We start from the raw sequence: 25,688 nt of genomic DNA on the forward strand, positions 1-25,688 counted from the left end.
GCGGAAAAATTGCGCCATTCCAGGTGGTTGCCTAGTCCAACTAAGCAATCAGCCCTTTGTTTACGTCACGCCAACTGGACGAGTTCCAAGTAATCATCCGACCAGTGATCCTCCGTGCCGTCGGGCAACAGGATCACCCGCTCGGGTTCGAGGGCCTCGACGGCGCCCGGGTCGTGGGTCACCAGGACGACGGCGCCGGTGTAGCTGCGCAAGGCGTTGAGCACCTGCTCGCGGCTGGCCGGGTCCAGGTTGTTGGTCGGCTCGTCGAGCAGCAGGACGTTGGCGGCGCTGGACACCAGGCCCGCGAGCGCGAGCCGGGTCTTCTCGCCGCCGGAGAGGGTGCCGGCCGGCTGGTCCAGCTGCTCGCCGGTGAACAGGAACGAGCCCAGCAGGTTCCGCAGCTCCTGCGCGCCGGTGTCCGGGGCGAGGTGGCGGATGTTCTCCCACACGCTGGCGTCGTGGTCGAGCGTCTCGTGTTCCTGCGCGTAGTAGCCCAGGCGCAGGCCGTGGCCGGGCTCGACGCGTCCGGTGTCCGGCTTTTCCATGCCGCCCAGCAGGCGCAGCAGGGTGGTCTTGCCTGCACCGTTGAGGCCGAGCACGACGACCTTGGTGCCGCGGTCGATCGCGAGGTCGACGCCGGTGAAGATCTCCAGCGAGCCGTACGATTTGGACAGTCCCTCGGCGGTGAGCGGGGTGCGCCCGCACGGGGCCGGGGCCGGGAACTTGATGTGCGCGACCTTGTCGGCCTGGCGCTGCTCGTCGAGCCCGGCGAGCATCTGCTCGGCGCGGCGGGCCATGTTCTTCGCCGCGACGGCCTTGGTGGCCTTCGCGCCGAGCTTCGCGGCCTGGGCCTGCAGGGCGGAGGCCTTCTTCTCGGCGTTGGCCCGCTCGCGGCGGCGGCGCTTCTCGTCGGTGGCGCGCGCCTCGAGGTAGCGGTTCCAGGTCATGTTGTAGGTGTCCAGCTCGGCGCGGGTGGCGTCGAGGAACCAGACCTTGTTCACGACCTCGGCCAGCAGGTCGACGTCGTGGCTGATCACCACGAGGCCGCCCTCGTGGCCCTTGAGGAAGCCGCGCAGCCAGTTGATCGAGTCGGCGTCGAGGTGGTTGGTGGGCTCGTCGAGCAGCAGGATCGTGTCCGAGCGGCCGGAGGCGCCCACGTCGGAGGCGGCGAACAGGATGCGGGCCAGCTCGACGCGGCGGCGCTGGCCACCGGAGAGGGTGCGCAGCGGCTGGGTGAGGACGCGGTCGGCGAGGCCGAGGTTGGCGCAGATGCGGGCGGCCTCGCTCTCCGCGGCGTACCCGCCGAGGGAGGCGAAGCGCTCCTCGAGGCGACCGTAGCGGCGGATCGCCTTGTCCCGCTCGGCGTCGTCGACCAGCTCGGACATGGCGGTCTGGGCCTTCTCCATGTCGCGCAGGAGGGTGTCGAGGCCGCGGGCGGACAGGACGCGGTCCTTGGCGGGGACGGACAGGTCACCCTCGCGGGGGTCCTGGGGCAGGTAGCCGAGCTCGCTGCCGCGGCGGACCTCGCCCGCGTAGGGCTCACCCTCGCCGGCGAGGACCTTCAGGGTGGTCGTCTTGCCGGCGCCGTTGCGCCCCACCAGGCCGATGCGATCGCCCGGCTGGATGCGCAGGGTGGTGTCGGAGAGCAGAATGCGCGACCCGGCGCGCAGTTCGAGGCCGGTGGCCGTGATCAAGGAAACTCCCGGTTTCGGGGGTGGACAGGTGGCATCGACGGGCCTGCTGCACAGGCGGCCCGGAGCTACTCCAACTGGACGTCCACGAACCCAGTGTACGGACCGCTGTCGAGGGATTTTCCCCACGGTGGCGGGCCTCACCCGCAGCACCAGTGAAGCTGGGTGGTCATCCCGTCGCCTGACACCGCAACGATCACTTTGAGCCAGGCCCGCAACCCAGGCCGCCCACCGCCGCCCGACAACGCAACCTTGCGGGCCTGGCTCAAAGTGATACACCCAAACCGGATGGCGACGGGATGACCACCCAGCGACCACCTGCCCGAGGCGAGCTGACAACGGTCCCCCGTCATCCCGGAGCCTGCCCGTCCGGCGAGGACATCTTTTGATCTTTAGAGCCGCGCCCCCGTCGGCAGGCGAGGAGTCCGCCCTACGGGCGGAGGGCACCTACGGCGCCGAACGGTCCACTCGCGTTGCCGGCCGGCGGTTCGTTGCCGGGTGCCGCTCAGAGCACGAACGAGTCCGACCACGGCTGCCCGGACCGGCCCGACAGCGCCTCCAGCAGGCTGACCGCCTGCTTGTCCGTCAGCGACGACACGAAGTCGATCACCGCGCGGCCCCTCGCCAGGCCCCGGATCGCGTCCGCCCCGGCGACCGGCTCGCCGGTGGCTCCGACCAGCAGCTCGGGCGCGTTCCGGGCCAGCCCCTCGAACTCCGACTGCGCCAGCTCCACCAGGTCGTACAGGCGGCGTGGCAACCGCGACACCTCGTCCCGGTCGGCGAGCCACGCGTCCAGCGCGTCGACCAGCGTCGTCAGCAGCGACGCCTGTCCCCGCTGATGCAGGGCCAGCTCGGGGCGCAGCAGCACGAACCGCCGGTGCACGAACTTCAGCACCTGCACCTCGTGCCACTGGGCGGTCCGCAGCGACACGTGCCCGGCCCGCGTGGACGGCGACGGCAGCACGATCACCCCGTCCACCAGGCGATGCGTCCACCGGGCGGAAAACGCCGCCGTCGCCTGCTCCGCCTCGATCGAGCCGTCGAAGGGCTCGCCCAGCAGGCCGTCGACCAGCTCGGCCCGGATCCGGGACACCGCGTGGGCGAACGCGTCGTCGTCGACGATCCAGGCGTCCTTGGCGTGCATGCGGCGCCGCAGCTGCTCCAGCGACCGCCCGGGGCGGCGGATCTGCGCGGCGAGCGTCGCGTTGTCCAGCCCGGCCAGCTCGACCGCGTGATCGAGCCACTCCCCCAGCTCGGCCGCCACCGGCGCGTGCTGCAGCACCCCGATGCGGTGGAAGTCCTGGATGTCGTGGATCGCGTAGGCGAGGTCGTCGGCGGTGTCCATCACCGACGCCTCGACGGTCTGCTGCCACGGCTCGATCCGCCCGGCGAACGGCCGGCGCGCCGCGACCACGTCGTCCAGCTCGGTGCAGTAGGCGGAGAACTTGCTCGACCCGGTGCCCGGCGCCTCGTCCGGCTCGGCCGCGCCCCGCGGCGGGATGCGCATCGCCGCCGGGTGCGGGTCCGGCCAGTGCAGGCGCGCCCACGGGTACTTCAGCACCGCCGCCCGCACGGCCGCGGTGAGGTCCAGCCCGACGGCGGCCGGCCCGCGGACGTCGGTCGTGGTGATGATCCGGAACGTCTGCGCGTTGCCCTCGAACCCGTCCGGCAGCGAGAACCGGTGCCGCGCGATGCGGTCCAGCACCTGCTCCCCCAGGTGCCCGAACGGCGGGTGCCCGAGGTCGTGGGCCAGCGCGGCGGCCTCGGCGACGTCCGGGTCGAGCCCGCCCAGCTTGCCGATCAGCTCCGCCGAGTCCACCGAGGACAGCAGCCGCTCCGAGATGGCGCGCGCGACCTGCGCGACCTTGAGGCTGTGGGTGAGCCGGTTGTGCAGCAGACCGGACCCGGCCGCGCTGACCACCTGGGTCACGCCGCCGAGCCGGGCGAAGAACGGCGACACCACGATGCGGTCCCGGTCGGCCCGGAAGGGGTTGTCGGCCAGATCGGACCAGGCCGGTTCCCGGGCGTTCTCCCGGCGTATCGTCCGCGGATCGGGTTCCATGCGCATCACCGTATCCGTCCCGCCCCGGCCCGCGTGGGAGTACGCTGCCCGCCCCCGAGGTGAACATCAGTCGACATCTCTTTCACAACAGCCACCTCACCAGCGAAGATCGGTCCGTGCGCCCAGTCCGGTTCGCCTTCCAGCCGCTCTACAGCCTCAACACCGGCGGCATGGTCGCGCTCGAAGCGCTGGCCCGCCCCGCCGAGGGGTCCGTGCACGAACTGCTCGACACCGCCCGCCGCGAACGGCGCCTGGTGGAGACCGACATCGCGCTGGCGTGCGACGCCGTCCGCGCGGAGGCCGACCAGCAGACCCTGCTGCCGCTGCACCTCAACGTCACCGCGGCCACGGCGTCGGCGGCCTCGGTCGATCCGCTGCTCGACGCCCTCGCCCGCGCCGGCAGGCGGCCGCGCGAGGTGGTGCTGGAGGTCGGGCCGCCGTTCTGCTCGGTGTGGCCCGAGCAGCTGCTCGCCGGCCTGTACCGGCTCGGCGAGCTGGGGTTCCGGCTGGCGCTGGACGGTCTCGGCCGCGGCGACCTGCCGTTCGCGATGCTCGCGGCGGCGCCGGTGGACGTGCTCAAACTCGACCGCAGCGTGCTGCGCGGGCTGCCCGGTGACGCCGGCTCGGTCGCGGTCGTCGAATCCCTGCTGCACTTCACGGCCCGGACCGGCGCGCGGCTGGTCGCGACCGGGATCGAGACCGAAGCGCAGCTGGCAGCGGTGCGCCGCCTGGGGGTGCGCATCGCTCAGGGCAACCTGTTCGCCCCCGCCCGGGACGGGGTGAACCTGGGGCACCTGCTGACCCCGGCGATCCCGGACCCGGCGGAGCGCCTCACACCGGGGCCGCTCACCACGCCGCGGGTGCGGGACTTCCTGCGCCCGGCTAGCACCCTGCCGCACGACGCGACCTGCGACGACGTGCGCACCGCGCTGGCGGCGGGCGACGCGCCGAGCGGCATCGTCGGGATCGACGACGAGGGCCGCCCGCGGTGGTCGATCGACCGCACCCGGTTCCTGGTGTCGGTGACCGGCCCGTACGGGCACGCGCTGCACGCCAAGCGCAGCGCGGAGCGGCTGGCGGACACCCCGCACACCATCCACGCCGATGCCGGGGCGCTGGAGCTGCTGGAGCTGGTGACCGACGCGGACTGGGGCCGCACCGGCGACGACGTGGTGGTGGTCGACGACGCGGGCCGCTGCCTGGGTGTGGTGCTGGTGACCGAGGTGGTGCGCGGCGTGGCCGAGGCGAAGGTCGAGGAGGCGGCAGCGCTGAACCCGCTGACCCGGCTGCCCGGCAGCGACACGGTGGCGCGGGACGTGGACCGGCGGATCGGCAGCCGGGAGGCGTTCGTCGCGGCGTGGCTGGACGTCGACTCGTTCAAGGCGGTCAACGACAACGCCGGTTTCGCCGCCGGGGACGACCTGATCCGCGCGATCGGCCGCACCCTGACCGATCTGGCGTCGCGGCTGCCGCGGATGGTGGTGAGCCACGTCGGCGGCGACGACTTCCTGATCGCCTGCGACGTGGACGAGATCGGCACGATCGCGGGCGCGCTGCTGGATACGCCGTGGACGGCGGAGGGCATGCCGGTGACCGTGTCGCTGGCGACGCTGGTCTGCGCCACGGCGACGATCGAGTCCTACCGGGAGGCGTCGCGGCTGCTGGCGCCGCTGAAGAAGCAGGCGAAGGCGGTGCCGGGGTCGAGCTGGGTGCTGGGCCGCCCGGGCTCCGAGCGGGTCGAGGTGCTGCGCGGCCGGTCGCGGCACGCGCTGCCGGAGCAGCGGCCGGCGGGCCAGGTCGGCTTGAGCCGCGCCGGATAGGTCGTTATCCATGCAACCGGAGGCGGCCGCGGTCCGTCTGTCCGGTATGCGGATGTTGCCGGTGGTGGCGCTCGGAATCGCTGTGCTGACGGCCTGTGGCGCGTCGGAGGGTGCCGCGGGCGGTCGCGCGTGCACGATGATCGGCGCGGTGCCGGGGATCAGCCTGGACGTCGAGCCGCGGCCGGGGCGGACGGTCGCCGCGGCGACGGTCACCGTCTGCCGGGACGGCGCCTGCCGGACCGGGGAAACGCCGGTCTTCCCCGCGACCACACCGGGACCGCAGACGTGCACCGGCACCGGCCCGGAGGACTCCTGTTCGGTGGAGCTGCGGGAAACCGGCGGCTGGTACGGCTTCGTCCCGATCCACGATCTACGCGAGGGACCCTACGAAGTCACGGTCGTCCTGACGAACGCGAGCGGCGGCGAAGTGGGCCGCACGACGCAGAACACCGCCGCGCAGCTCGTGTACCCGAACGGGCCCGAGTGCGGCGGCGGTGTTCCGCAGGCGACGGTGGCGGTCTAGACGGTGAAGCCGAGCGCGCGGAGCTGCTCCCGGCCGTCGTCGGTGATCTTTTCCGGGCCCCACGGCGGCATCCAGACCCAGTTGATCCGGAAGTCCTTCACCACGCCGGCCTGGCCGACCAGCACCGAGGCCGTCTGGTCCTCGATCACGTCGGTCAGCGGGCAGGCCGCCGACGTCAGCGTCATGTCGATCGTCGCGGTGTTGTCCGGCTCCACGCGGATGTCGTAGACCAGCCCGAGGTCGACCACGTTGATGCCGAGCTCGGGGTCCACGACGTCCCGCATGGCCTCCTCGATGTCCTCGATCTTGGCCACGTCCGCGGCCGGCGGCTGCGCCTGCTCGGGCAGGTCCTCCGCGGTGCGGCCCTCGCGCGTCTGCTCCTCGGTCACTTCTCGGCTCCGTTCGTGCGGGTCAGCGCATCCTTGAACGCCATCCAGCCCAGCAGGGCGCACTTCACCCGCGCCGGGTACTTCGACACCCCGGCGAAGGCGACCGCGTCCTCCAGCACATCCTCGTCCGGCTCGATCTGGCCGCGACTCTGCATCATCTCCACGAAGGTGTCCATCGTGGACAGTGCCTCCGACACGGTGTGACCGGTCACCAGATCGGTCAGCACCGACGCGGACGCCTGGCTGATCGAGCAGCCCTGCCCCTCGTAGGAGACGTCGGCGACCTTGTCGCCCTCCACCTTCACGCGCAGGGTGATCTCGTCGCCGCAGGTCGGGTTGACCTGGAACGACTCCGCGTCGAAAGGCTCCCGCAGGCCGTGGCCGTGCGGGTTCTTGTAGTGGTCCAGGATGATCTCCTGGTACATGCTCTCCAGGTTCACCTACGCCACCCCGAAGAACTTCTGCGCCTCGCGGATCCCGCCCATCAGCGCGTCCACTTCGGACAGATCGTTGTAGAGGTAGAACGTCGCCCGCACGGTGGCGGGCACCTGGCAGACCCGGTGCAGCGGCCACGCGCAGTGGTGCCCCACGCGCACGGCGATGCCCAGGCTGTCCAGCACCTGGCCGGCGTCGTGCGGGTGCACGCCGTCGACGACGAACGCGACGGTCGCGCCGCGGTCGGCGGAGTCGCCCGGCCCGATCAGCCGGACGCCGGGGATCTCGGCGATCCCGGCCAGCGCGGCCTCGACGAGCACGTGCTCGTGCGCGGCCACCCGGTCCATGCCGATCGCGGTCAGGTAGTCCACCGCGGCGCCGAGCCCGACGGCCTGCGAGGTCATCGGCACTCCGGCCTCGAACTTCTGCGGCGGCGGCGCGAACGTGGTGCGCTCCAGCGTGACCAGCTCGATCATCGACCCGCCGGTGAGGAACGGCGGCATCGCTTCGAGCAGCTCCCGGCGCCCGTAGAGCACGCCGATGCCGGACGGCGCCAGCATCTTGTGCCCGGAGAACACCGCGAAGTCCACGCCCAGGGCGTGGAAGTCGACCGGGAAGTGCGGCACCGACTGGCAGGCGTCCAGCAGCGTCAGCGCGCCCACCTCGCGGGCCCGCCGCACGATCGGCTCCACCGGGTTGATGGTGCCGAGCACGTTGGACTGGTGCGCGAACGCGACGATCTTGGTGCGCTCGTTGACCAGTTCGTCCAGGTTGGACAGGTCCAGCCGGAACGTGTCAGTGAGGTCGAACCACCGCAGCGTCGCGCCGGTGCGCTGGCACAGCTGCTGCCACGGCACCAGGTTCGCGTGGTGCTCCATCGCGGTGATGACGATCTCGTCGCCCGGCCCGATGCGGAACCGCTCGGCCTCCGGGCCCGCAGTGGCCGCGTTGCTCATCGCGTACGCGACGAGGTTGATGCCCTCGGTGGCGTTCTTGGTGAACACCAGCTCGCCCGGGTCCGCGCCGACGAACTCGCCGGTGCGGGCACGGGCGTACTCGTAGGCGTCGGTGGCTTCCTCGGCGAGCTGGTGCGCGCCGCGGTGCACCGCCGCGTTCGAGGTCTCCAGGAACCGGCGCTCGGCGTCCAGCACCTGCGTGGGCCGCTGCGAGGTCGCGCCGGAGTCCAGGTACACCAAGGGTTTCCCGTCGCGCACGGTGCGCGACAGGATGGGGAAGTCGGCGCGCAGGGCAGCGACGTCCAAAGGCGTGTTGGCCGCGGCTGTGGTGGTCATGCGCGCCAACTCCTCTCTCGCGGTGTCAGTTCAGGAGGTACGACAACGTCAGACCGCCGCGGCTTCCTTCTTGCCGGTGTACTTGACGTAGCCGTTCTCCTCCAGCTCGTCCGCCAGCTCCTTGCCGCCGGACTCGACGACCCTGCCGTCGGCGAAGACGTGCACGAAGTCGGGCGTGATGTGGCGCAGGATCCGCGTGTAGTGCGTGATCAGCATGACGCCGACCTCGTTGTTGGCCTTGTACTCGTTGACGCCCTCGGAGACGATCCGCAGCGCGTCGACGTCCAGGCCCGAGTCGGTCTCGTCGAGGATCGCGATCTTCGGCTTGAGCAGCGCCAGCTGCAGGATCTCGTGGCGCTTCTTCTCCCCGCCGGAGAAGCCCTCGTTGACGCTGCGCTCGGCGAACTCGGGCGAGATCTCCAGCTTGGCCATCTCGTCCTTGACTTCCTTGACCCAGTGGCGCAGCTTCGGCGCCTCGCCGCGCACGGCAGTGGCCGCGGTGCGGAGGAAGTTCGACATCGACACGCCCGGGACCTCGACCGGGTACTGCATCGCCAGGAACAGCCCGGCACGCGCGCGCTCGTCAACCGACATCTCCAGCACGTTCTCGCCGTCCAGCAGCACCTCGCCGGAGGTCACCTCGTACTTGGGGTGGCCGGCGATCGCGTAGGACAGGGTCGACTTGCCCGAGCCGTTGGGGCCCATGATCGCGTGCGTCTCACCCGAGCGGATCGTCAGGTCGACGCCCTTGAGGATCTCCTTGGCGCCCTCGTCGGTGGTGACGCTCGCGTGCAGGTCCTTGATTTCCAGTGTGGCCATGGCCTTGTTTCGTCTCTGTCTCTCGTGGTGGAAGGAGGGGCTCAGCTGCCGACGGCTTCGAGTTCGGCCTCGATCGCCTCGGCCAGGCGCTCGCGGACCTCGGGAACGTCGATCTTCATCAGGATCTCGTGGAAGAAGCCGCGGACGACCAGCCGCCGCGCCTGCTCCTGTTCGATCCCGCGCGACTGCAGGTAGAACAACTGCTCGTCGTCGAACCTTCCCGTGGCGCTCGCGTGCCCGGCGCCGGCGATCTCCCCGGTCTCGATCTCCAGGTTCGGCACCGAGTCGGCGCGCGCACCCGTGGTGAGCACCAGGTTGCGGTTGAGCTCGTAGGTCTCGGTGCCCTCGGCCGCGGCCCGGATCAGCACGTCGCCGATCCACACCGCGTGGGCGTCGTCGCCCTGCAGCGCGCCCTTGTACATCACGTTCGACTTGCAGTACGGGACCGCGTGGTCGACGAACAGACGGTGCTCCTGGTGCTGGCCGGCGTCGGCGAAGTACAGGCCCAGCATCTCCACGTCGCCGCCGCGGTCGGCGAACGTCGCGGTGGACGAGACGCGCACCAGGTCGCCACCCAGGGTGACCACGATGTGCTTGACCGTGGCGTCCTTGCCCAGCTTGAGGTGCTGTTCGGAGACGTGCACCGCGTCGTCGGCCCAGTCCTGGACGCTGACCACGGTGAGCTTCGCGCCCTCGCCGACGACGAACTCGACGTTGTCGGCGTAGGTGCCGGAGCCGAGGTGGTCGAGCACGACCACGCCCTCGGCGTAGGCCTCGGCGCGCACCTGCACGTGCCCGTAGGCGGTGTTGCCCTCGCCCGGGCCGGTCAGCCGCAGCACGGTCGGCTTGGACGCGCGGGTCTCCTTGGGCAGGGTCACCAGCGTCGCCGCGGCGAACGAGCTGTACGCCTGCGCCGCGATGCGGTCGCTCGGGACGCCGGCCTGGCCGAGGCGCTCGTCCTCGCGGCCGACGGTCTCCACGCGCACCTCGGGGGCGGCGTCGACGTCGACCTTGACCTCGCCGGAGGCCGTCGCGGTGCCGTCGTGCAGCCCGCGCAGGCGCTTCATCGGGGTGAAACGCCAGTTCTCCTCGCGGCCGCTGGGGACCTCGAAGGCGGCGACGTCGTACCCGGTGAAGCGCTCCGCGCGGGAGGCCGCCGGAACGACGGCCTCCGCAGCGGCAGCGGTGTTTTCAGCAGCCACCGTCATGTCAGCCGACGGCTCCTTCCATCTGCAGTTCGATCAGGCGGTTCAGCTCGAGCGCGTACTCCATGGGCAGCTCGCGCGCGATGGGCTCGACGAACCCGCGCACGACCATCGCCATGGCCTCGTCCTCGGTGAGACCGCGCGACATCAGGTAGAACAGCTGGTCCTCGGAGACCTTGGACACCGTGGCCTCGTGGCCCATCGACACCTCGTCGTTGCGGATGTCGACGTAGGGGTAGGTGTCCGAGCGGGAGATGGTGTCGACCAGCAGCGCGTCGCACTTCACCGTGGAGGCGGAGTGGTGCGCCCGCTTGGCCACCTTCACCAGGCCGCGGTAGGAGGTGCGGCCGCCGCCGCGCGCCACCGACTTCGACACGATCGTCGAGGAGGTGTGCGGCGCCAGGTGCTCCATCTTCGCGCCGGCGTCCTGGTGCTGGCCCTCGCCCGCGAAGGCGATCGACAGGACCTCGCCCTTGGCGTGCTCACCCATCAGGAAGACCGACGGGTACTTCATGGTCACCTTGGAGCCGATGTTGCCGTCGATCCACTCCATGGTCGCGCCCTCTTCGCACTTGGCGCGCTTGGTGACCAGGTTGTAGACGTTGTTCGACCAGTTCTGGATCGTCGTGTAGCGGCAGCGGCCGCCCTTCTTCACGATGATCTCGACGACGGCCGAGTGCAGCGAGTCGGACTTGTAGATCGGCGCGGTGCAGCCCTCGACGTAGTGCACGTAGGCACCCTCGTCGACGATGATCAGCGTGCGCTCGAACTGGCCCATGTTCTCGGTGTTGATCCGGAAGTAGGCCTGCAGCGGGATGTCCACGTGCACGCCCGGCGGCACGTAGATGAACGACCCGCCGGACCACACCGCGGTGTTCAGCGCGGAGAACTTGTTGTCACCGGCCGGGATGACCGAGCCGAAGTACTCCCGGAACAGCTCCGGGTGCTCCTTGAGGCCGGTGTCGGTGTCCAGGAAGATGACGCCCTGGGCCTCGAGGTCCTCGCGGATCTTGTGGTAGACGACCTCCGACTCGTACTGGGCCGCGACGCCGGCGATCAGGCGCTGCTTCTCCGCCTCCGGGATGCCCAGCTTGTCGTAGGTGTTCTTGATGTCCTCGGGCAGCTCGTCCCAGCTGGTGGCCTGCTGCTCGGTGGAGCGGACGAAGTACTTGATGTTGTCGAAGTCGATGCCCGACAGGTCCGCGCCCCAGTTCGGCATGGGCTTGCGCTCGAAGAGCTTCAGCGCCTTCTGGCGCGCCTCGAGCATCCACTCCGGCTCGTTCTTCTTCGCGGAGATGTCGGCAACGACGTCGGCGTTGAGCCCGCGGCGGGCGCTGGCCCCCGCGGCATCCGGGTCGGCCCACCCGAACGCGTAGTTGCCCAGGGACTCGATGGTCTCTTCCTGGGACAGCGGCGTCGTGGTGGGATTGCGCTGCTCGGCAGCGGCAGTCATTCGCGTTCCCCTCCGTCCGGAGCTTTCGCTTGCAGACCCGGCGGATTTTCCGCAGGGACGTGTGTCGTGCACGCGGCGTCACCGCGTGCGATGGTCGCCAGCCGCTGGACGTGGGTGCCCAGCAGCTTGGCGAACGCCTCGGTCTCCGCCTCGCACAGCTGCGGGAACTCAGCGGCGACGTGGGCGACCGGGCAGTGGTGCTGGCACAGTTGCGCGCCGGCACCGGTGGCCGATGCACCCACCTGGCGGGTGGACGCAGCGTAGCCTTCCCTGGTCAGGGCGGCGGCCAGGGCCTCCGCCCGGTGGGCCGGGCCGTCGGCCGCGTTGACCGCGGCGCGGTGCGGCTCGACCAGGGCGGCCACCCGCCGCTCCGCGAACGCCCGCACCGCGTCCTCGCCCGCGTGCTCGGCGAGGAACCGGATGGCAGCGACCGCGAGGTCGTCGTAGGCGTGCCCGAACCGCGCCCGCCCGGTTTCGGTGAGCAGGAAGAGCTTGGCCGGGCGGCCCCGGCCGCGCGGACCGCGCCGGGGCGCGTCCCGCGTCTCGGCCTCCCCGTCGGCGACCAGGGCGTCCAGGTGACGCCGCACGGCGGCCGGGGTGAGACCCAGCCGCTCGGCGACGACACCCGCCGTCATGGGGCCGTCCTCCAGCAGGAGGCGGGCGACCTCGTGGCGGGTGCGTCCTTCGGGGGTGGCCTGGACCGGCACGGGGTGGTGTGCCGGGGTGGCGTGGCCCGGGGTGGCCTCGGCTGGCGCCGGCTGGTGTGCCGGGGTGGCCTCGGCCGGGGTGGCGTGAGCCAGGCGGCCAGGGGTGGGCTGGACCGCCGTGGCGGCGTGCGCCGTGGCGGCCTGGTCCGGCTGACCGGGGGTGGCCTGAGCGGACGCCACGGCGCCGGGACGGCTCGCGCCGGCCTGGTGCTGGGTGGGTCCGCTGTTTTTCACAACACAAGTGTGTCGTATTTCGGGGCGGGAGGCAAAGATAGGTCAACTGCCGGTGACCGGGCTCACGTATCCGCGCTGGTTGGCGGCAGGTTTGGCGGGGTCGCGGCGGGTCGCTCCGGTGGGCGGCGGCGGGTCGGGCGGCCAGTCGTGGGCGCGCGAGTGGACCGATCGTCGCCGCGCGAGTGGACCAATCGCGCGGCGGTGCGCGAGAGGGCCAGTCATGGCGGCACGAGATGACCATCCGCCACCGCGCGAAGAGACCGACCATGACCGCGACGGGCCTGCCCGCGGCGCACGAGAGGGCCAGCCGCTTCAGCGCCAGAGGGCCACCCGTCACCGCGCGAGAGAGCCAGCCGCCGCCGTGCGAGAGAGCCAGTCATCGCCGCACGAGGGGGCCAGCCGCCGCACGAGAAGGCCAGCCATCCCCGCACGAGAGGGCCAGCCATCGCCCGCGCGAGAAGGCCAGCCGTCGCCGCGCGAGAAGGCCCCTCGCCGCCGGGCGAGAGGCCCAGTCGTCGCCGTGCGAGAAGGCCAGTCGCCGCCGGGCGAGAGGCCCAGTCGTCGCCGTGCGAGAACGCCCCTCGCGGGCCTCCGAAGCTCCCTCGCATCCCCGCGCGTCCACCCGGCAGCCCCCTCCGGCCCACCGCCGCAACAACCCATCCCCGCTCCCCTACCCGCCGTCGTGATCAGCGCCGGTCACCGCCCTTCACAGACGTCCTTCACGGCGTCGATACCCTCTCCGTGTGGCATTGGGCGAGCAGAGCACCGGTGGCGGTGCGGTGGCGGTACCGCTGTCCCCGGTGCGGCCCCCCGAGGCCGGGCCCCTGGAACAGCGCGAACTGCGCGCGCTCGACATCATCCGCCGCCTGGGCACGGTCGGCGCCTTGCTCCTCGCGCTGGGCTCGCTGGGCGCCGGGGCCGCCCCGGTGCTCAACCCGGTCCAGGACCTGCCCGTCCTGCGCCTCTTCTCCCGCATCCCCACCGTCTCGCTGGCCATCTGCTTCGCCGGCATGGGCATGCTCGTCATCGGCTGGCTGCTGCTCGGGCGGTTCGCGCGGCCCGGGCGCACCAGGCTCGCCAGCCGGGCGCAGCTCACCCGCACCCTCGTCATGTGGCTGACGCCGCTGATGTTCATCCCGCCGCTGTTCTCCCGCGACGTCTACAGCTACCTGGCGCAGAGCGAGATCGTGCACCGCGGCATGGACCCCTACTCGCTGGGCCCCGCGCAGGCCCTCGGCGTCGCCGACCCGCTCACCAGCGGCGTCTCCAACATGTGGCGCGAGACCCCGGCCCCCTACGGCCCCCTGTTCCTCAAGCTGGGCAGCTGGATCTCCGCGATCGTCGGCGACAACATCGTCGCCGGGGTGCTGCTGCAGCGCGCGCTCGCCCTGGCCGGCGTCGCCCTCATCATCTGGGCCCTGCCGCGCCTGGCGCAGCGCTTCGGCGTCGAACCGGCCACCGCGCTGTGGCTGGGCGCCGCCAACCCGCTCGTCCTGTTCCACCTGGTCGCCGGCGCGCACAACGAGGCCCTCGGCATCGGCCTCATGGTCGCCGGCCTGGAACTGGGCATCCGGCGGATCCCGGTGCGCATCAGCGGCGACACGCCCCCGCCGCTGGCCCGCGGCGAGCTCCTGTTCATCGTGCTCGGCGCGGCCGTCATCACCCTCGGCGCGGCCATCAAGATCAACGCGGTCATCGCGCTGGGCTTCTTCGGCGTGATGATCGCGCGCCGCTGGCACGGCCGCATCACCGACCTGCTGCGCGCCGCGGCGCTGCTCACCGGCGTGTTCGCGGTCCTGATGGTCGCCGTGTGCCTGGGCACCGGGCTGGGCTTCGGCTGGGTCGGCGCGCTCGACACCCCGGGCCTGGTTCGCAGCTGGATCTCCCCCAGCGCCGAGCTGGCCAACCTCGGCGGCGTCCTGGGCATCGCGCTCGGCCTGGGCAACCACACCAACGCGCTGGTCTCGATCCTGCAGACGGCCGGCACCGCGCTGGCCGGGCTCATCACGGCCAAGTTCCTCTGGGACAGCTTCCGCTGGCGCTACCGGCCCATCATCGGGCTCGGCGTCTCCCTCGGCGCCTTCATGATGCTGCACGTCGCGATGCAGCCGTGGTGGCTGCTGTGGGCGATCATCCCGCTGGCCGCGGCGGCGGGCACCTCCCGCTTCCGGGTCGCGGCCAGCGTCGCCAGCGTCGCGCTGGCGTTCCTCGCCGCGCCGCCGGGCAGCACGTTCGACGGCCGCTCGTTCGTCGTGCCGCAGGCCTACCTGGCCGCGGCTCTCGTCGTCGCCGTCGCGATCCTCGTCGTGTGGCGCAGGGCACCTCTTCTGCTGAAGAGGGATCCGCAGCCGGTGGCCTGAGCCGGGGTCGTACGCTTGACAGTCGTGAGCACACCTGCCGTCGAGATCACCGGGCTGGTGAAGCGGTACGGCTCGAAGACCGCGGTCGACGGCCTGGACCTCAAGATGGACCGCGGGCGCCTGCTCGCGCTGCTCGGCCCCAACGGCGCCGGCAAGACCACCACCGTCGAGATCTGCGAAGGCTTCCGCCGCGCCGACTCCGGCTCGGTGCGCGTGCTCGGCCTGGACCCGGTCCGCGACGGCGCCGCGCTGCGCCCCCGCATCGGCGTGATGCCGCAGGGCGGCGGCGCCTACCCCGGCGTCCGCGCCGGCGAGATGCTGGGCCTGGTCGCCGCCTGCGCCGCCAACCCGCTCGACCCCGCGTGGCTGCTCGACGTCCTCGGCCTCGCCCCCGCGCGCCGCACCCCGTTCAAGCGCCTGTCCGGCGGCCAGCAGCAGCGCCTGTCGCTGGCCTGCGCCCTGGTCGGACGGCCGGAGCTGGTGTTCCTCGACGAGCCGACCGCCGGCATGGACCCACAGGCCCGCCGCCTGGTGTGGGAGCTGCTCGGCGCGCTGCGGGCCGACGGTGTCAGCGTCCTGCTCACCACGCACCTCATGGAGGAGGCCGAGGCGCTGGCCGACGACGTGGTGATCGTCGACCACGGCAAGGTCATCGCCGAGGGCACGCCCAGCGCGCTGACCGCCGACGACGCCGACACCGCGCAGCTGCGGTTCAAGGCCCGCGCCGGGCTGGACACCGAGCTGCTGTCCGCCGCGCTGCCCGAGGGCTACCACGTCAAGGAGTCCGCGCCGGGCAGCTACCAGGTGTCCGGGAAGGTGAACCCGCAGGTGGTGTCCACGGTGACCGCGTGGTGCGCGCAGCAGGGTGTGCTGGCCGAGGAGCTGCACGTCGGCAAGCGCGACCTGGAAGAGGTCTTCCTCGAGCTGACCGGACGGGAGCTGCGCTCGTGACCGCACCGGCCCGGTTCCCCGCCGGCACCTTCACCCCCGCGCCCGGCGCCGGCCGCCGCGCGCGCATGCTGCTCACCCACGCGAAGCTGGAGACCAGCCTCACGCTGCGGCACGGCGAGCAGATCCTGCTCACCCTGCTCATCCCGCTGGCCCTGCTGATCGGCCTGACGCTGCTGGACATCCTGCCCGCGGGCGATCTCGCCGGAGTGTCCAAGGTGGACTGGGTGACGCCGCGGATCTTCGCGCTGGCGGTCATGTCCTCGGCGTTCACCGGCCAGGCGATCGCGCTCGGCTTCGACCGCCGCTACGGCGTGCTCAAACGCTTGTCGGCCACCGCGATCCCGCGCTGGCTGCTGGTCGCGGGCCGGATCGTCGCGGCGCTGGTCGTGGTGCTGCTGCAGGTCGTCGTGCTCGGCGTGGTCGCCGCGTTCCTCGGCTGGACGCCGTCGGCGGCGGGCATCGCCGAAGCGGTGGTGCTGCTCGTGCTCGGCACGCTGAGCTTCGGCGCGCTGGGCGTGCTGCTCGGCGGCTCGCTGCGCGCGGAGGCGGTGCTGGCGCTGGCCAACATCGTGTGGTTCGTGCTGCTGCTGGCGGGCGGCATCCTGCTCGCGCCGTCCGCGCTGCCCCCGGCCGCCGCCACCGTCATCGAACTGCTGCCCTCGGGGGCGCTGGCCGAGGGGCTGCGCGCCGCGCTGGTCGACGGGCAGTTCACCGCCGGCCCGGTCCTCGTGCTCGCCGTGTGGGGCGTGCTGGCGGCAGCGGTGGCCGCGAAAACGACAAAACTGACATAACTCTAGGATGTTGCCGTGGCACTGACCTCCCTGATCGCCCGCCTGCCCTACCCGTCGCGCTCGGTGCAGCGCGCGATCGCCGTCGCCGCGATCGTGGCCCAGGCCGGCATCGGGGTCACCGGATCGGTCGTCCGGGTCACCGGATCGGGTCTGGGCTGTCCCACCTGGCCGCAGTGCTTCCCGGGCAGCATGGTGCCGGTCGCGCACCCCGAGTTCGACACGCTCAACCAGTGGATCGAGTTCGGCAACCGGCTGCTCACCGTCGTGGTGGTGCTGGTCTCCGCGCTGGCGGTGCTCGCCGCGTGGCGCGTGCAGATCGCCCACCCGGAGCGCAAGCGGCTGGTCCGGCTCGCCTGGACGATGCCCGGCGGGGTCGTGCTGCAGGCCGTGGTCGGCGGCATCACGGTGCTCGCGAAGCTCGAATGGTGGACGGTCGCGATCCACTTCCTCGCCTCCACCCCGCTGGTGTGGCTGGCGGTGCTGCTGCTGCGCGCGTTCAACGAGGGCGACCGCCCGGCCCGCTGGCTCGTCCCGCCGCCGGCGAAGAAGCTGCTGGTCACCCTCGTGGTGGCGCTGTGGGCGATCCTGGTCGCCGGCACCACGGTCACCGGCGCGGGCCCGCACGGCGGCGACCCGGAGACCCACCGGCTGGACGCGCCGATCGAGGTCCTCGCCCAGGTCCACGGCGGCCTGCTCGTGGTCTACCTGCTCGTGCTCGCGGTCTTCGGCCTGGTGCTGATGCGCGGCGGCACCCCGGCCGCGGTGTGGCGGCGGTACGCGATCGTGTGGGCGGTCGCGCTCGCCCAGGGTGTGCTGGGGTCGGTGCAGTACGCGCTGGGCATCCCGGAGGCGCTGGTGTCGCTGCACGTCCTGGGCTCGGCGCTGGTGATCGTGGCGACGGCGGCGCTGTGGTGCGGCTGCCGCGACCGCGGGCCGGTCACCTCGGACGGGCCGGCGCCCCGGGAGCCGGAGCTGACCGCGGCCCGCAGCTGACCGCGGCTGGGGCGGGTTTTCGCCGCCCGTCATGCGGTAGTAACGCCCGAGGGGGGTATTCGCCAAGACGGCTCCGTACGGTGGGGCCGGAGAGAGAGGTTACTGCCACCCATGACGAAACCGCTGATCTCGCATCGCCGGTCATCCGGTCAGATGATCGTGCTCAAAGCCTTCCTGCTGATCCCGTTCCTCGCCCTGATCACCGCCGTTCCGCTGGCGTGGGGCTGGGGACTGACCTGGCTCGACCTGGGCTTGGCGGTGTTCTTCTACGTCGTCGCCACCCTCGGGGTGACGGTCGGCTACCACCGGTACTTCACGCACGGCGCGTTCAAGACCGGGCGCCCGCTGCGCGTCGCCATGGCGATCGCGGGCAGCATGGCCGTGCAGGGGTCGGTCATCTTCTGGGTGGCCAGCCACCGCCGCCACCACGCGTTCGCCGACCGCGAGGGCGATCCGCACTCCCCCTGGCTGTTCGGCACGAGCCCGGCGGCGCTGCTGCGCGGCTTCTGGCACGCGCACATGGGGTGGATGTTCCAGCGTGAGGTGACCAACTACGAGCGGTTCGCGCCGGACCTGCTGGCCGACGACGACCTGCGCGTCGTGAACCGGCTGTTCTGGCTGTGGATCGTGCTGAGCCTGGGCCTGCCCGCGCTGCTCGGCGGGCTGCTGAGCTGGTCGTGGTGGGGCGCGGTGACCGCGTTCTTCTGGGCCGGGCTGGTGCGCATCGCGTTCCTGCACCACGTGACGTGGTCGGTCAACTCGATCTGCCACATGATCGGCGACCGGCCGTTCGCCAGCCGGGACAAGGCGGCGAACTTCTGGCCGCTGGCGATCCTGTCGATGGGCGAGTCGTGGCACAACTCGCACCACGCGGACCCGACCTGCGCCCGGCACGGGGTGCTGCGCGGGCAGGTGGACGTGTCGGCGCGGCTGATCTGGATCTTCGAGAAGCTGGGCTGGGCGCACGACGTGCGGTGGCCGCGCGCCGAGCGCCTCGCCGCGAAGCGGCTCGAACCCGCTTCCTAGTTCCTACAGGGCGTGCCCGGCCATCCGGCGACGGTGGCCGGGCCCGATCTGCGTGGAGTTGACGGTCTCGGCGTCCCACTCGGCCGGTTCCAGGTCCTCCACGGCCTCGACGAGCTTCTGCCCGGTTTCCACGGCCGGGACGACGATGTCACCCATCGCGCCGTCCTGGCCGACGAGCACCACGCGGGCGCCGGCGCGGCCGATGTTCTCCACGACGGCCTTCGCCGGCTTGCCGTGCTCGGCGACGAACCGGCGGGCGGTCGTGAGCTGCTTGGCGGTGGGCGCCGGTGCCTCGGTCTCTTCAGCCATGTCGGCATCTTAGGGAAGATCCCGCGGCCCACGCGGTTGTGCGAGGTGAACCAGACCACGTCAGGAGGAGACACGGATGCCCACGGCAGTGCAGATTCGGCGGACCGGCGGACCCGAGGTGCTGGAGACCGGTGACGTCGGGATCGGCGATCCCGGACCGGGCGAGCTGCTGGTCGACGTCGCCGCCGCGGGCGTGAACTACATCGACACCTACCAGCGCAGCGGGCTCTACAAGATCGACCTGCCCGCGACGCTGGGCATGGAGGGCGCGGGGACGGTCGCCGCGGTCGGTGAGGGCGTCTCGGGCTTCACGGCCGGCGACCGGGTGGCCTGGCAGGGCGTGCTCGGCGGTTACGCGCAGCAGGCCCGGATCCCGGCGAGCGCCGCGGTGCCGGTCCCCGAGGGCGTCTCGCTGGAGACGGCTGCCGCGACCATGCTGCAGGGCGTCACCGCGCACTACCTGGTGCGGTCGACCTACGAGGTCAAGGACGGCGACACGATCCTGCTGCACGCGGCCGCGGGTGGCGTCGGGCTGCTGCTGACGCAGCTGGCGAAGGCCCGGGGCGCGCGGGTGATCGGCACGGTGTCGACCGAGGAGAAGGCGGCGCTGGCCCGCGAGGCCGGTGCCGACGAGGTGATCCGGTACGACCAGGTCGACTTCGCCGAGGAGGTCCGGAGGCTGACCGGCGGCGAGGGTGTGGCCGCGGTGTACGACGGGGTCGGCAAGTCCACGTTCGAGGGCAGCCTGGCGAGCCTGCGGGTGCGTGGTTTCCTGGTGCTGTTCGGGGCGGCGAGCGGGCCGGTGCCGCCGTTCGACCCGCAGCGGCTGAACCCGGCCGGCTCGCTGTACCTGACGCGCCCGACGTCGGCCCACTACGTGCGCACGCGCGAGGAGCTGGAGTGGCGCACGGGTGAGCTGTTCGAGGCGGTCACCTCCGGGGCTCTGAAGGTCCGGGTCGGGGCGAAGTACCCGCTGGCCGAGGCCGCCAAGGCGCACGAGGACCTGCAGGGCCGCCGCACGACCGGCAAGGTGCTGCTGATCCCGTAGTCAGCTCCGGCTGAGGGTCTCGGGCAGGCGGATCGCGACCGCGATCCCGGAGGCGGCGGTGAGCGCGGCGACGACCGCCACCGCCGCCCGCAGCCCCCACAGGTCGGCGGCGAGCCCGGACACCACCGCCCCCACGGCGAATCCGCTGTCCCGCCAGAGCCGGTAGACGCCGACCGCGCGGGCCCGCCACGCCGGGTGCGCGACGTCGCCGACCACCGCGAGCAGCGTCGGGTAGACCATCGCGGTGCCGGCCCCGAGCAGCACCATCGCCACCGCCCACACTCCGAACCCGCTGCCGAGGGCGGTCAGGCCGAGCGCGGCGGCCTGCACCAGCATGCCCGCGGTGATCAGGTGCTTGCGGCCCCACCGGTCGGACAGCGGGCCGGTGACGAGCTGGCCGGCGCCCCAGACCGCGGGGTAGAGCGCGGCGAGCACGCCGGCACCGGCCACCGACAGCCCGGTGGTGACGAACAGGACGGGGAACAGGCCCATGGCGAGGCCGTCGTTGAGGTTGTTGACCAGCCCGGCCTGGCTGGCCGTGGACAGCGCGCGGTCGCGCACGCTGGTGCGGGCGAACACGGCCCAGCCGCTCAGGCCGGCGGTGGCGGGGTGGGATTCGGACCGGGCGTGGCCGCGGGTCTCCCGCACGCACGCCGCGGTCAGGCCCAGGCCGAGCGCGACGTAGGCCGCCCCGAGGAGGAACGGGGCGGGGCGCAGGCCGTAGCGCGCGGCGAGGTAGCCGGTGGCGGCCGCGGTGATCGCCAGCGCGCCGTACCCGGCGGCCTCGTTGAGCCCCATCGCGAGGCCGCGCCGCCGCGGCCCGGCGAGGTCGATCTTCATGATGACGGTGGTGGACCAGGTCAGGCCCTGGCTGAGGCCGAGCAGCACGTTGGCGGCGACGATCCAGCCCCAGTCCGGGGCGAGGGCGAGCAGCGCCGGCACCGGCACCGGCACGGCGATCAGCCACCCGGCCAGCAGCACGGGTTTGCGCCCGTAGCGGTCGGACAGGGTGCCGGCGAGGTAGTTGGCGGCGGCCTTGGTGAGGCCGAACGCGAGCACGTAGGTGAGCAGGACGGTGTAGCCGGTCAGGCCGAACACCGGGCCCGCGAGCAGCGGCAGCACGGTCCGTTCCTGGCCCAGCACGCCGCCGACCAGCGCGTTGACCGCGACCAGCAGGGTGAACTGGGCCAGGTTGGCGCGCAAGCCCAGCCGGACCGTCACGTGCCGGTCACCAGCGGGTTCCCGGTCGCGCGGGCCCAGTCGGCGGGGCCGCCCGTCAGCACCGCGACCTCCCGGTGGCCGGCCTGTTCGAGGAGGCTGGCGGCGCTCATCGCGCGCTCGCCGTGCCCGCACATCACGACCAGGGGTTCCTTGGGGAGTTCGCGCGGGTCGAGGCTGCCCAGCTCGCGGTGCCGGGCGCCGGGCAGGTGGCCGGCGGCGAACTCGCCGTCCTGGCGCACGTCGAGCACCGGCCGCCGGCCGATTCCGGCGGGGCTCACGACCGGGGTGCGCCGCACCGGGTGCCCGGCGGCGGTCCACGCGTCGAGCCCGCCGTGCAGTTCGCCGGCCAGGTCGGTGCGGCCGATCTTGACCGCCTGCCAGGCGATCTCGGCCGGGTCCTGGTCCGCCCCGCGCACCACGACGATCGGCCGTCCGGACGGCACGAGCCAGCCGAGCCAGGACGCGAACGCCGGGCGCAGCGGGTTCGACAGCGCGCCCGGGAGGTGACCGGCGGCGAAGTCGGCGGCGGGGCGGGCGTCGACCACCACCGCGCCGCCGGCGCACAACGCGCGTACCCGGTCCACGTCGAGCCGGGGCAGGGTGGGATCGCCGGGGAGGACCACGCCGCGGCGGTTGGTGTCGGCCAGTTCGCGGAAGTAGGACGGGAAGCTGCCCAGCGATTCCAGCAGCGCGGCGGCGAAGGCGTCCTCGTTCTCGGCGCGGAGCAACGTGTTCGTCGCTTTCTCGGTGCCGATCGTGCTGGTGCGCCGCGCTCCCGGTGGCGCGGAGCAGAACGAGCCGGCGCCGTGGGTGGGCCACACCGCGACCTCGTCCGGCAGGGTCGCCAGCCGCCGCAGGGAGGCGTACTGGTGGCGGGCCAGCTCGCCGGTCCGGGCCGGGTCCACCAGGTCGGTGCGGGCGGCGGCCCCGACGATCAGGGAGCCGCCGGTGAACACACCCACCGGGGCGTCGCCGTCGAGCAGGAGGAACGACAGGTGCTCGTGGGTGTGGCCCGGGGTGAAGAGGGCACGCAGGCGCAGCCCGCCGAGATCGGTCTCGTCCCCGTCGTGCAGCCCGTCGTGGGTGTACTCGCGGTGCCCGGCCGCGGAGGCCAGCACGCGTGCGCCGTCGGTGACCGCGAGCTGCCGGGCGCCGGAGACGAAGTCGGCGTGCAGGTGGGTGTCGGCGGCGAAGGCGAGCCGCAGACCGCGGCGGCCGGCCGCGTGCCGGGCGGCCCGCAGGTCGAGGCTCACGTCGACGACCAGCGCCCGGCCGTCGCCGAGGTCCACCAGGTAGGCGGAGTTGCCGAGCCCCTCGTCCACGAGCGGCACCACGTCCACAGTGGACACGGTAGTTCACCGCCGCGGTTTGGTGGCGAGGACGGACACGCTGTGCACGCCGTAGCTCGCGCTGGCGGTGCGCGCCCGGTCGGAGATGAACGCGTAGTCGTTGTCCCGGACACAGTGGACGATCAGGCCGGCGGCGGTGATCGCGGCGCGGTAGTGGTCCTGCGGGGCCGCGCCGCCGATGCAGGAGGCCCACAGGTCGGCGTTGCACACCACGGATTCCGGCAGCGGCTGCTCGCTGACGATGTCGGCGACGGCCAGGCGCCCGCCCGGCCGCAGCACGCGGGCGGCCTCGGCGAAGACGGCTGCCTTGTCGGGGCACAGGTTGATCACGCCGTTGGAGATCACGCAGTCGGCGCTGCCGTCCGCCAGCGGCAGGTGCTCGATGCGCGCGTCCACGAACTCCAGCGTCGGGGCGCCCGTTCCGGCGGCCAGGCGGCGGGCCTTGGCCAGCTGCGCGGGGGTGAAGTCGACGCCGGTCACGTGCCCGGCCGGGCCGGTGAGGGCGGCGGCGTAGAAGGCGTCCATGCCCGACCCGCTGCCGAGGTCGACCACGGTCTCCCCCGGGGCCAGAGCGGCGAGGTCGAAGAAGAACCCGACCCCGGCGAACGACTCGACCGCGGGCGCCGGGATCGCGTCGAGCATCGCGGGGTCGTAGCCGGCCCGGATCGCGACCCCGCGCCCCAGCTCGAAGTGGAACCCCGCGCCCGGCTCCGTCGCGACCTGCTCGTACATCCGCTTGACCTGGGTCTCCAGGGCCTGGGTGTCCACGCTCGCGGTCATCGCGCACCTCCGCGCTTTGTCAAGTGACTTCTTGAATAACAGCCCCGGACCGGGTTGCTTGTCAAGACTTCTCTTGAATATCCTGCTCCGCATGGGTGACCGCACCGCGAAGACCGAGCTGTACGACGCGCTGGCCGAAACCGCGAAGGCGCTCGCCAGCGGCCGGCGCGCGGAGCTGGTCGACGTGCTCGTCCAGGGCGAGCGGCCGGTCGACGAGCTCGCCGCCGAGATCGGCCAGTCGGTGGCCAACACCTCGCAGCACCTGCAGCGGCTGCTGCGGTCCGGCCTGGTGCGGGCCCGCCGGGAGGGCACCCGGGTGTTCTACTCGCTGGCCGGCGCCGCCGTGGCGCGGTTGTGGCTGGCGATGCGCGCCGCGGCCGAGCAGCACGTCGAGGGCCTGGCCCGGCTCGCCGAGGACTACGTCGGCGACCGCCGCGGCCTGGACACCATCACGCGCGACGAGCTGGACCGGCAGCTCCGCGACGGGGACGTGGTGGCGCTCGACGTCCGCCCCGCCCCGGAGTACGCGGCCGGCCACATCCCGGGTGCGGTGTCGATCCCGATCACCGAGCTGCGCGCGCGGCTGACCGAGGTCCCGGACGGCACCCAGGTCGTCGCCTACTGCCGTGGCCCGTACTGCGTCTACGCCGACGACGCGGTCCGGCTGCTGACCGCGGCGGGCCGGCGGGCGGCGCGCCTGGAGGACGGCTACCCGGAGTGGGCCGCGGCCCGGGGCTGATACCCCGGCGGGAATTGCCGGCATGCCCCGGCTCCGGCGAGGCTTCCGCCATGGATTTGGTGGAACGCTACGTCGCGCTGTGGAACGAAACCGACGCGAGTGCGCGCCGGAAGGCGATCGAGCTGCTGTGGCCCGAGGACGGCGTGCACCTGCTGCAGCCGCCCCGGGAGATGCGGGACCGGGCGGCCGCCCTCGGCTTCGCGGACGCGGTCCTGGCCGCGCGGGGCTACGCCACCATCGAGGAGCGGGTGCGCCGCGGGCACGAGGACTTCCTCGCCCCGGCCGGTGTCACGCTCCGAGCCCGCGGGAACACCGACCGCCTCGGTGACACCGTCAAGTTCAACTGGGAGCTCGTCGACGGCAGCGGGCAGGTGCGCAGCACCGGGCTGGAGATCCTGACGCTCGCCGCGGACGGGCGCATCGCCGTGGACCACCAGTTCTTCGAGAGCTGACCCCGCCTCCGGGCGAGGAGGCGGGGCCTGCGGCTCACACGCTCACGGCGGCGCGGATGGTCTCCTTCAGGCTGCTCGTCGTCGCGATCACGGCCGTCGGCTCGTAGCCGCAGTGCGCCATGCAGTTGGCGCACCTCGGGTCCTTGCCGCGGCCGAACTTGTCCCACTCCGTCTCCTCGATAAGCTCCCGCCAGGTCTTGGCGTAGCCGTCGTCGAGCAGGTAGCACGGCCGCTGCCAGCCCAGCAGCGAGTAGGACGGGATCCCCCACGGGGTGCACTCCAGGTCCCGCTTGCCCTCGATGAAGTCGAGGAACACCGGCGAGTGGTTGAGCCGCCACTTCTTGCGGCGCCCGTCGGCGAAGGCCTTCTTGAACAGTTCCCGCGTCTGCTGCACACCCAGGAAGATCTCCTGATCCGGGGCCTTTTCGTAGGCGTACCCCGGCGACAGCTGCATGTTGTCGACCTTGACCACGTCGTTGAGGTAGTCCAGCACGTCGATGACGTCCTGCGGGGTGTCGGTGTTGAAGAACGTCGTGTTCGTCATCACCTTGAAGCCCTGGGACTTCGCCAGCTGGATCGCCTCGACGGCGGCCTGGAAGCCGCCCTCCTTGCGCACCGACGCGTCGTGCTTCTCCTCGAGCCCGTCGATGTGGACCATCCAGGTGAAGTTGCGGTGCGGCTTGAACTTGTGGATGTGCTTGGGCAGCAGCAGCGCGTTCGTGCACAGGAACACAATCTTGTTGCGCTCCAGCAGGATCCGGGTGATCTCGTGGATCTGCGGGTGCATCAGCGGCTCACCACCGGCGATGGACACCATCGGCGCGCCGCTCTCCTCCACGGCGCCCACGGCCTGCTGCACCGGCATCCGCTGCTTCAGCAGGTGCGCCGGCTGCTGGATCTTCCCGCAGCCACCGCACTTGAGGTTGCACGCGAACAACGGTTCCAGCTCGACCAGGATCGCGTACTTCTCCTTGCGCAGCAGCTTCTGCTTGGCCAGGAACGCGCCCAGCCGGATCGACTGGCGTAACGGCATCGCCAT

Annotated in this window: 24 protein-coding genes; 10 read left to right on the top strand and 14 right to left on the bottom strand. The window is 72.3% G+C overall.

What is annotated here, in order from left to right; all coding sequences use genetic code 11:
* Nucleotides 1–65: 65 nt before the first annotated feature.
* Both L1857_RS23115 and L1857_RS23120 read right to left on the bottom strand, forming a co-directional pair.
* Nucleotides 66–1,694 carry an ABC-F family ATP-binding cassette domain-containing protein gene (locus L1857_RS23115; protein WP_094007690.1) on the bottom strand — a complete coding sequence of 543 codons (1,629 nt, stop codon included), beginning with the start codon at nucleotides 1,692–1,694 and terminating at the stop codon, nucleotides 66–68.
* A gap of 502 nt (nucleotides 1,695–2,196) precedes the next feature.
* Nucleotides 2,197–3,759, bottom strand: coding sequence for a deoxyguanosinetriphosphate triphosphohydrolase family protein (locus tag L1857_RS23120; RefSeq protein ID WP_116114992.1), 1,563 nt, complete (start codon nucleotides 3,757–3,759; stop codon nucleotides 2,197–2,199).
* Nucleotides 3,760–3,869: 110 nt separating this feature from the next.
* On the opposite strand from L1857_RS23120, the gene L1857_RS23125 reads away from it, so the two are divergent.
* Complete coding sequence (locus L1857_RS23125; RefSeq protein WP_116114990.1) at nucleotides 3,870–5,573, top strand: GGDEF domain-containing protein; 1,704 nt, start codon at nucleotides 3,870–3,872, stop codon at nucleotides 5,571–5,573.
* Nucleotides 5,574–5,583: 10 nt separating this feature from the next.
* A complete protein-coding gene (locus L1857_RS23130) occupies nucleotides 5,584–6,096 on the top strand; it encodes a hypothetical protein (RefSeq protein WP_240323442.1) in 513 nt (170 codons plus the stop codon).
* Here the strand turns inward: L1857_RS23130 and L1857_RS23135 are convergent.
* Genes L1857_RS23135 through L1857_RS23165 form a run of 7 tightly spaced genes read right to left on the bottom strand, consistent with a single transcriptional unit; the run spans nucleotide 6,093 to nucleotide 12,396 of the window.
* Entirely contained in the window at nucleotides 6,093–6,485 is a 393-nt protein-coding gene (locus L1857_RS23135) for a metal-sulfur cluster assembly factor (protein WP_020421256.1), read from the bottom strand. The genes L1857_RS23130 and L1857_RS23135 overlap by 4 nt on opposite strands.
* Entirely contained in the window at nucleotides 6,482–6,925 is a 444-nt protein-coding gene (gene sufU, locus L1857_RS23140) for a Fe-S cluster assembly sulfur transfer protein SufU (protein WP_116114988.1), read from the bottom strand. Before sufU ends, L1857_RS23135 begins: the two co-directional genes overlap by 4 nt.
* Nucleotides 6,926–8,212 (bottom strand): cysteine desulfurase, encoded by a 1,287-nt coding sequence (locus L1857_RS23145; RefSeq protein ID WP_116114986.1) that lies wholly within the window; start codon nucleotides 8,210–8,212, stop codon nucleotides 6,926–6,928.
* A 48-nt stretch (nucleotides 8,213–8,260) separates the two neighbouring features.
* Nucleotides 8,261–9,031, bottom strand: a complete 771-nt coding sequence (sufC, locus tag L1857_RS23150) for a Fe-S cluster assembly ATPase SufC (RefSeq protein WP_116114984.1) — start codon at nucleotides 9,029–9,031, stop codon at nucleotides 8,261–8,263.
* Nucleotides 9,032–9,072: 41 nt separating this feature from the next.
* Entirely contained in the window at nucleotides 9,073–10,239 is a 1,167-nt protein-coding gene (gene sufD / locus L1857_RS23155; RefSeq protein ID WP_249466298.1) for a Fe-S cluster assembly protein SufD, read from the bottom strand.
* 1 nt (nucleotide 10,240) lies between these two features.
* Nucleotides 10,241–11,689, bottom strand: coding sequence for a Fe-S cluster assembly protein SufB (sufB, locus tag L1857_RS23160; protein WP_094008044.1), 1,449 nt, complete (start codon nucleotides 11,687–11,689; stop codon nucleotides 10,241–10,243).
* Nucleotides 11,686–12,396 (bottom strand): helix-turn-helix transcriptional regulator, encoded by a 711-nt coding sequence (locus L1857_RS23165; protein WP_094008084.1) that lies wholly within the window; start codon nucleotides 12,394–12,396, stop codon nucleotides 11,686–11,688. Before L1857_RS23165 ends, sufB begins: the two co-directional genes overlap by 4 nt.
* A 983-nt stretch (nucleotides 12,397–13,379) precedes the next feature.
* Here L1857_RS23165 and mptB point away from each other — a divergent pair.
* From mptB to L1857_RS23190, 5 genes are all read left to right on the top strand, one after another.
* Nucleotides 13,380–14,990 carry a polyprenol phosphomannose-dependent alpha 1,6 mannosyltransferase MptB gene (gene mptB, locus L1857_RS23170; RefSeq protein WP_116110796.1) on the top strand — a complete coding sequence of 537 codons (1,611 nt, stop codon included), beginning with the start codon at nucleotides 13,380–13,382 and terminating at the stop codon, nucleotides 14,988–14,990.
* A gap of 24 nt (nucleotides 14,991–15,014) precedes the next feature.
* The gene (locus tag L1857_RS23175; RefSeq protein ID WP_094008046.1) at nucleotides 15,015–15,941 is read left to right on the top strand and encodes an ABC transporter ATP-binding protein; all 927 of its coding nucleotides are present in this window, start codon (nucleotides 15,015–15,017) and stop codon (nucleotides 15,939–15,941) included.
* A gap of 65 nt (nucleotides 15,942–16,006) precedes the next feature.
* Nucleotides 16,007–16,732, top strand: coding sequence for an ABC transporter permease (locus L1857_RS23180; RefSeq protein ID WP_094008085.1), 726 nt, complete (start codon nucleotides 16,007–16,009; stop codon nucleotides 16,730–16,732).
* A 15-nt stretch (nucleotides 16,733–16,747) separates the two neighbouring features.
* Nucleotides 16,748–17,725: a COX15/CtaA family protein gene (locus L1857_RS23185; protein WP_094008047.1), complete on the top strand. Its 978-nt coding sequence runs from the start codon at nucleotides 16,748–16,750 to the stop codon at nucleotides 17,723–17,725.
* A gap of 111 nt (nucleotides 17,726–17,836) precedes the next feature.
* The gene (locus tag L1857_RS23190) at nucleotides 17,837–18,751 is read left to right on the top strand and encodes an acyl-CoA desaturase (protein ID WP_094008048.1); all 915 of its coding nucleotides are present in this window, start codon (nucleotides 17,837–17,839) and stop codon (nucleotides 18,749–18,751) included.
* Nucleotides 18,752–18,754: 3 nt separating this feature from the next.
* Here the strand turns inward: L1857_RS23190 and L1857_RS23195 are convergent, their stop codons facing one another.
* Nucleotides 18,755–19,060: a hypothetical protein gene (locus L1857_RS23195; RefSeq protein ID WP_116110794.1), complete on the bottom strand. Its 306-nt coding sequence runs from the start codon at nucleotides 19,058–19,060 to the stop codon at nucleotides 18,755–18,757.
* Between the two features lie 76 nt (nucleotides 19,061–19,136).
* Between L1857_RS23195 and L1857_RS23200 the strand changes: the two genes are divergently transcribed.
* Entirely contained in the window at nucleotides 19,137–20,108 is a 972-nt protein-coding gene (locus L1857_RS23200; RefSeq protein ID WP_162831054.1) for a quinone oxidoreductase family protein, read from the top strand.
* Here the strand turns inward: L1857_RS23200 and L1857_RS23205 are convergent, their stop codons facing one another.
* Genes L1857_RS23205 through L1857_RS23215 form a run of 3 tightly spaced genes read right to left on the bottom strand, consistent with a single transcriptional unit; the run spans nucleotide 20,109 to nucleotide 23,458 of the window.
* Nucleotides 20,109–21,329 (bottom strand): MFS transporter, encoded by a 1,221-nt coding sequence (locus L1857_RS23205; protein ID WP_249466301.1) that lies wholly within the window; start codon nucleotides 21,327–21,329, stop codon nucleotides 20,109–20,111.
* The gene (locus tag L1857_RS23210; RefSeq protein WP_116110793.1) at nucleotides 21,326–22,678 is read right to left on the bottom strand and encodes an MBL fold metallo-hydrolase; all 1,353 of its coding nucleotides are present in this window, start codon (nucleotides 22,676–22,678) and stop codon (nucleotides 21,326–21,328) included. Before L1857_RS23210 ends, L1857_RS23205 begins: the two co-directional genes overlap by 4 nt.
* A gap of 6 nt (nucleotides 22,679–22,684) precedes the next feature.
* Nucleotides 22,685–23,458, bottom strand: a complete 774-nt coding sequence (locus L1857_RS23215) for a methyltransferase domain-containing protein (protein ID WP_249466304.1) — start codon at nucleotides 23,456–23,458, stop codon at nucleotides 22,685–22,687.
* A 91-nt stretch (nucleotides 23,459–23,549) separates the two neighbouring features.
* On the opposite strand from L1857_RS23215, the gene L1857_RS23220 reads away from it, so the two are divergent.
* Together L1857_RS23220 and L1857_RS23225 are read left to right on the top strand one after the other, a co-directional pair.
* On the top strand, nucleotides 23,550–24,197 hold the full coding sequence (locus L1857_RS23220) for an ArsR/SmtB family transcription factor (protein ID WP_116110791.1): 648 nt from the start codon (nucleotides 23,550–23,552) through the stop codon (nucleotides 24,195–24,197).
* Nucleotides 24,198–24,247: 50 nt separating this feature from the next.
* On the top strand, nucleotides 24,248–24,649 hold the full coding sequence (locus tag L1857_RS23225) for a hypothetical protein (RefSeq protein WP_116110790.1): 402 nt from the start codon (nucleotides 24,248–24,250) through the stop codon (nucleotides 24,647–24,649).
* A gap of 34 nt (nucleotides 24,650–24,683) precedes the next feature.
* Here the strand turns inward: L1857_RS23225 and hpnH are convergent, their stop codons facing one another.
* Entirely contained in the window at nucleotides 24,684–25,688 is a 1,005-nt protein-coding gene (gene hpnH, locus L1857_RS23230; protein WP_116110789.1) for an adenosyl-hopene transferase HpnH, read from the bottom strand.

This window comes from Amycolatopsis thermalba (genome assembly GCF_023376025.1).
Lineage (GTDB): Bacteria > Actinomycetota > Actinomycetes > Mycobacteriales > Pseudonocardiaceae > Amycolatopsis_E > Amycolatopsis_E thermalba.

What these genes read in the sequence shown, in the direction of transcription:
- L1857_RS23120 (WP_116114992.1), bottom strand. Translation starts at nt 3,759, where the DNA reads ATGCGCATGGAACCCGATCCGCGGACGATACGCCGGGAGAACGCCCGG.
- L1857_RS23130 (WP_240323442.1), top strand. Translation starts at nt 5,584, where the DNA reads ATGCAACCGGAGGCGGCCGCGGTCCGTCTGTCCGGTATGCGGATGTTG.
- L1857_RS23145 (WP_116114986.1), bottom strand. Translation starts at nt 8,212, where the DNA reads ATGACCACCACAGCCGCGGCCAACACGCCTTTGGACGTCGCTGCCCTG.
- sufC (WP_116114984.1), bottom strand. Translation starts at nt 9,031, where the DNA reads ATGGCCACACTGGAAATCAAGGACCTGCACGCGAGCGTCACCACCGAC.
- sufD (WP_249466298.1), bottom strand. Translation starts at nt 10,239, where the DNA reads ATGACGGTGGCTGCTGAAAACACCGCTGCCGCTGCGGAGGCCGTCGTT.
- sufB (WP_094008044.1), bottom strand. Translation starts at nt 11,689, where the DNA reads ATGACTGCCGCTGCCGAGCAGCGCAATCCCACCACGACGCCGCTGTCC.
- L1857_RS23180 (WP_094008085.1), top strand. Translation starts at nt 16,007, where the DNA reads ATGCTGCTCACCCACGCGAAGCTGGAGACCAGCCTCACGCTGCGGCAC.
- L1857_RS23190 (WP_094008048.1), top strand. Translation starts at nt 17,837, where the DNA reads ATGACGAAACCGCTGATCTCGCATCGCCGGTCATCCGGTCAGATGATC.
- L1857_RS23195 (WP_116110794.1), bottom strand. Translation starts at nt 19,060, where the DNA reads ATGGCTGAAGAGACCGAGGCACCGGCGCCCACCGCCAAGCAGCTCACG.
- L1857_RS23200 (WP_162831054.1), top strand. Translation starts at nt 19,137, where the DNA reads ATGCCCACGGCAGTGCAGATTCGGCGGACCGGCGGACCCGAGGTGCTG.
- L1857_RS23215 (WP_249466304.1), bottom strand. Translation starts at nt 23,458, where the DNA reads ATGACCGCGAGCGTGGACACCCAGGCCCTGGAGACCCAGGTCAAGCGG.
- L1857_RS23220 (WP_116110791.1), top strand. Translation starts at nt 23,550, where the DNA reads ATGGGTGACCGCACCGCGAAGACCGAGCTGTACGACGCGCTGGCCGAA.
- L1857_RS23225 (WP_116110790.1), top strand. Translation starts at nt 24,248, where the DNA reads ATGGATTTGGTGGAACGCTACGTCGCGCTGTGGAACGAAACCGACGCG.
- hpnH (WP_116110789.1), bottom strand. Translation starts at nt 25,688, where the DNA reads ATGGCGATGCCGTTACGCCAGTCGATCCGGCTGGGCGCGTTCCTGGCC.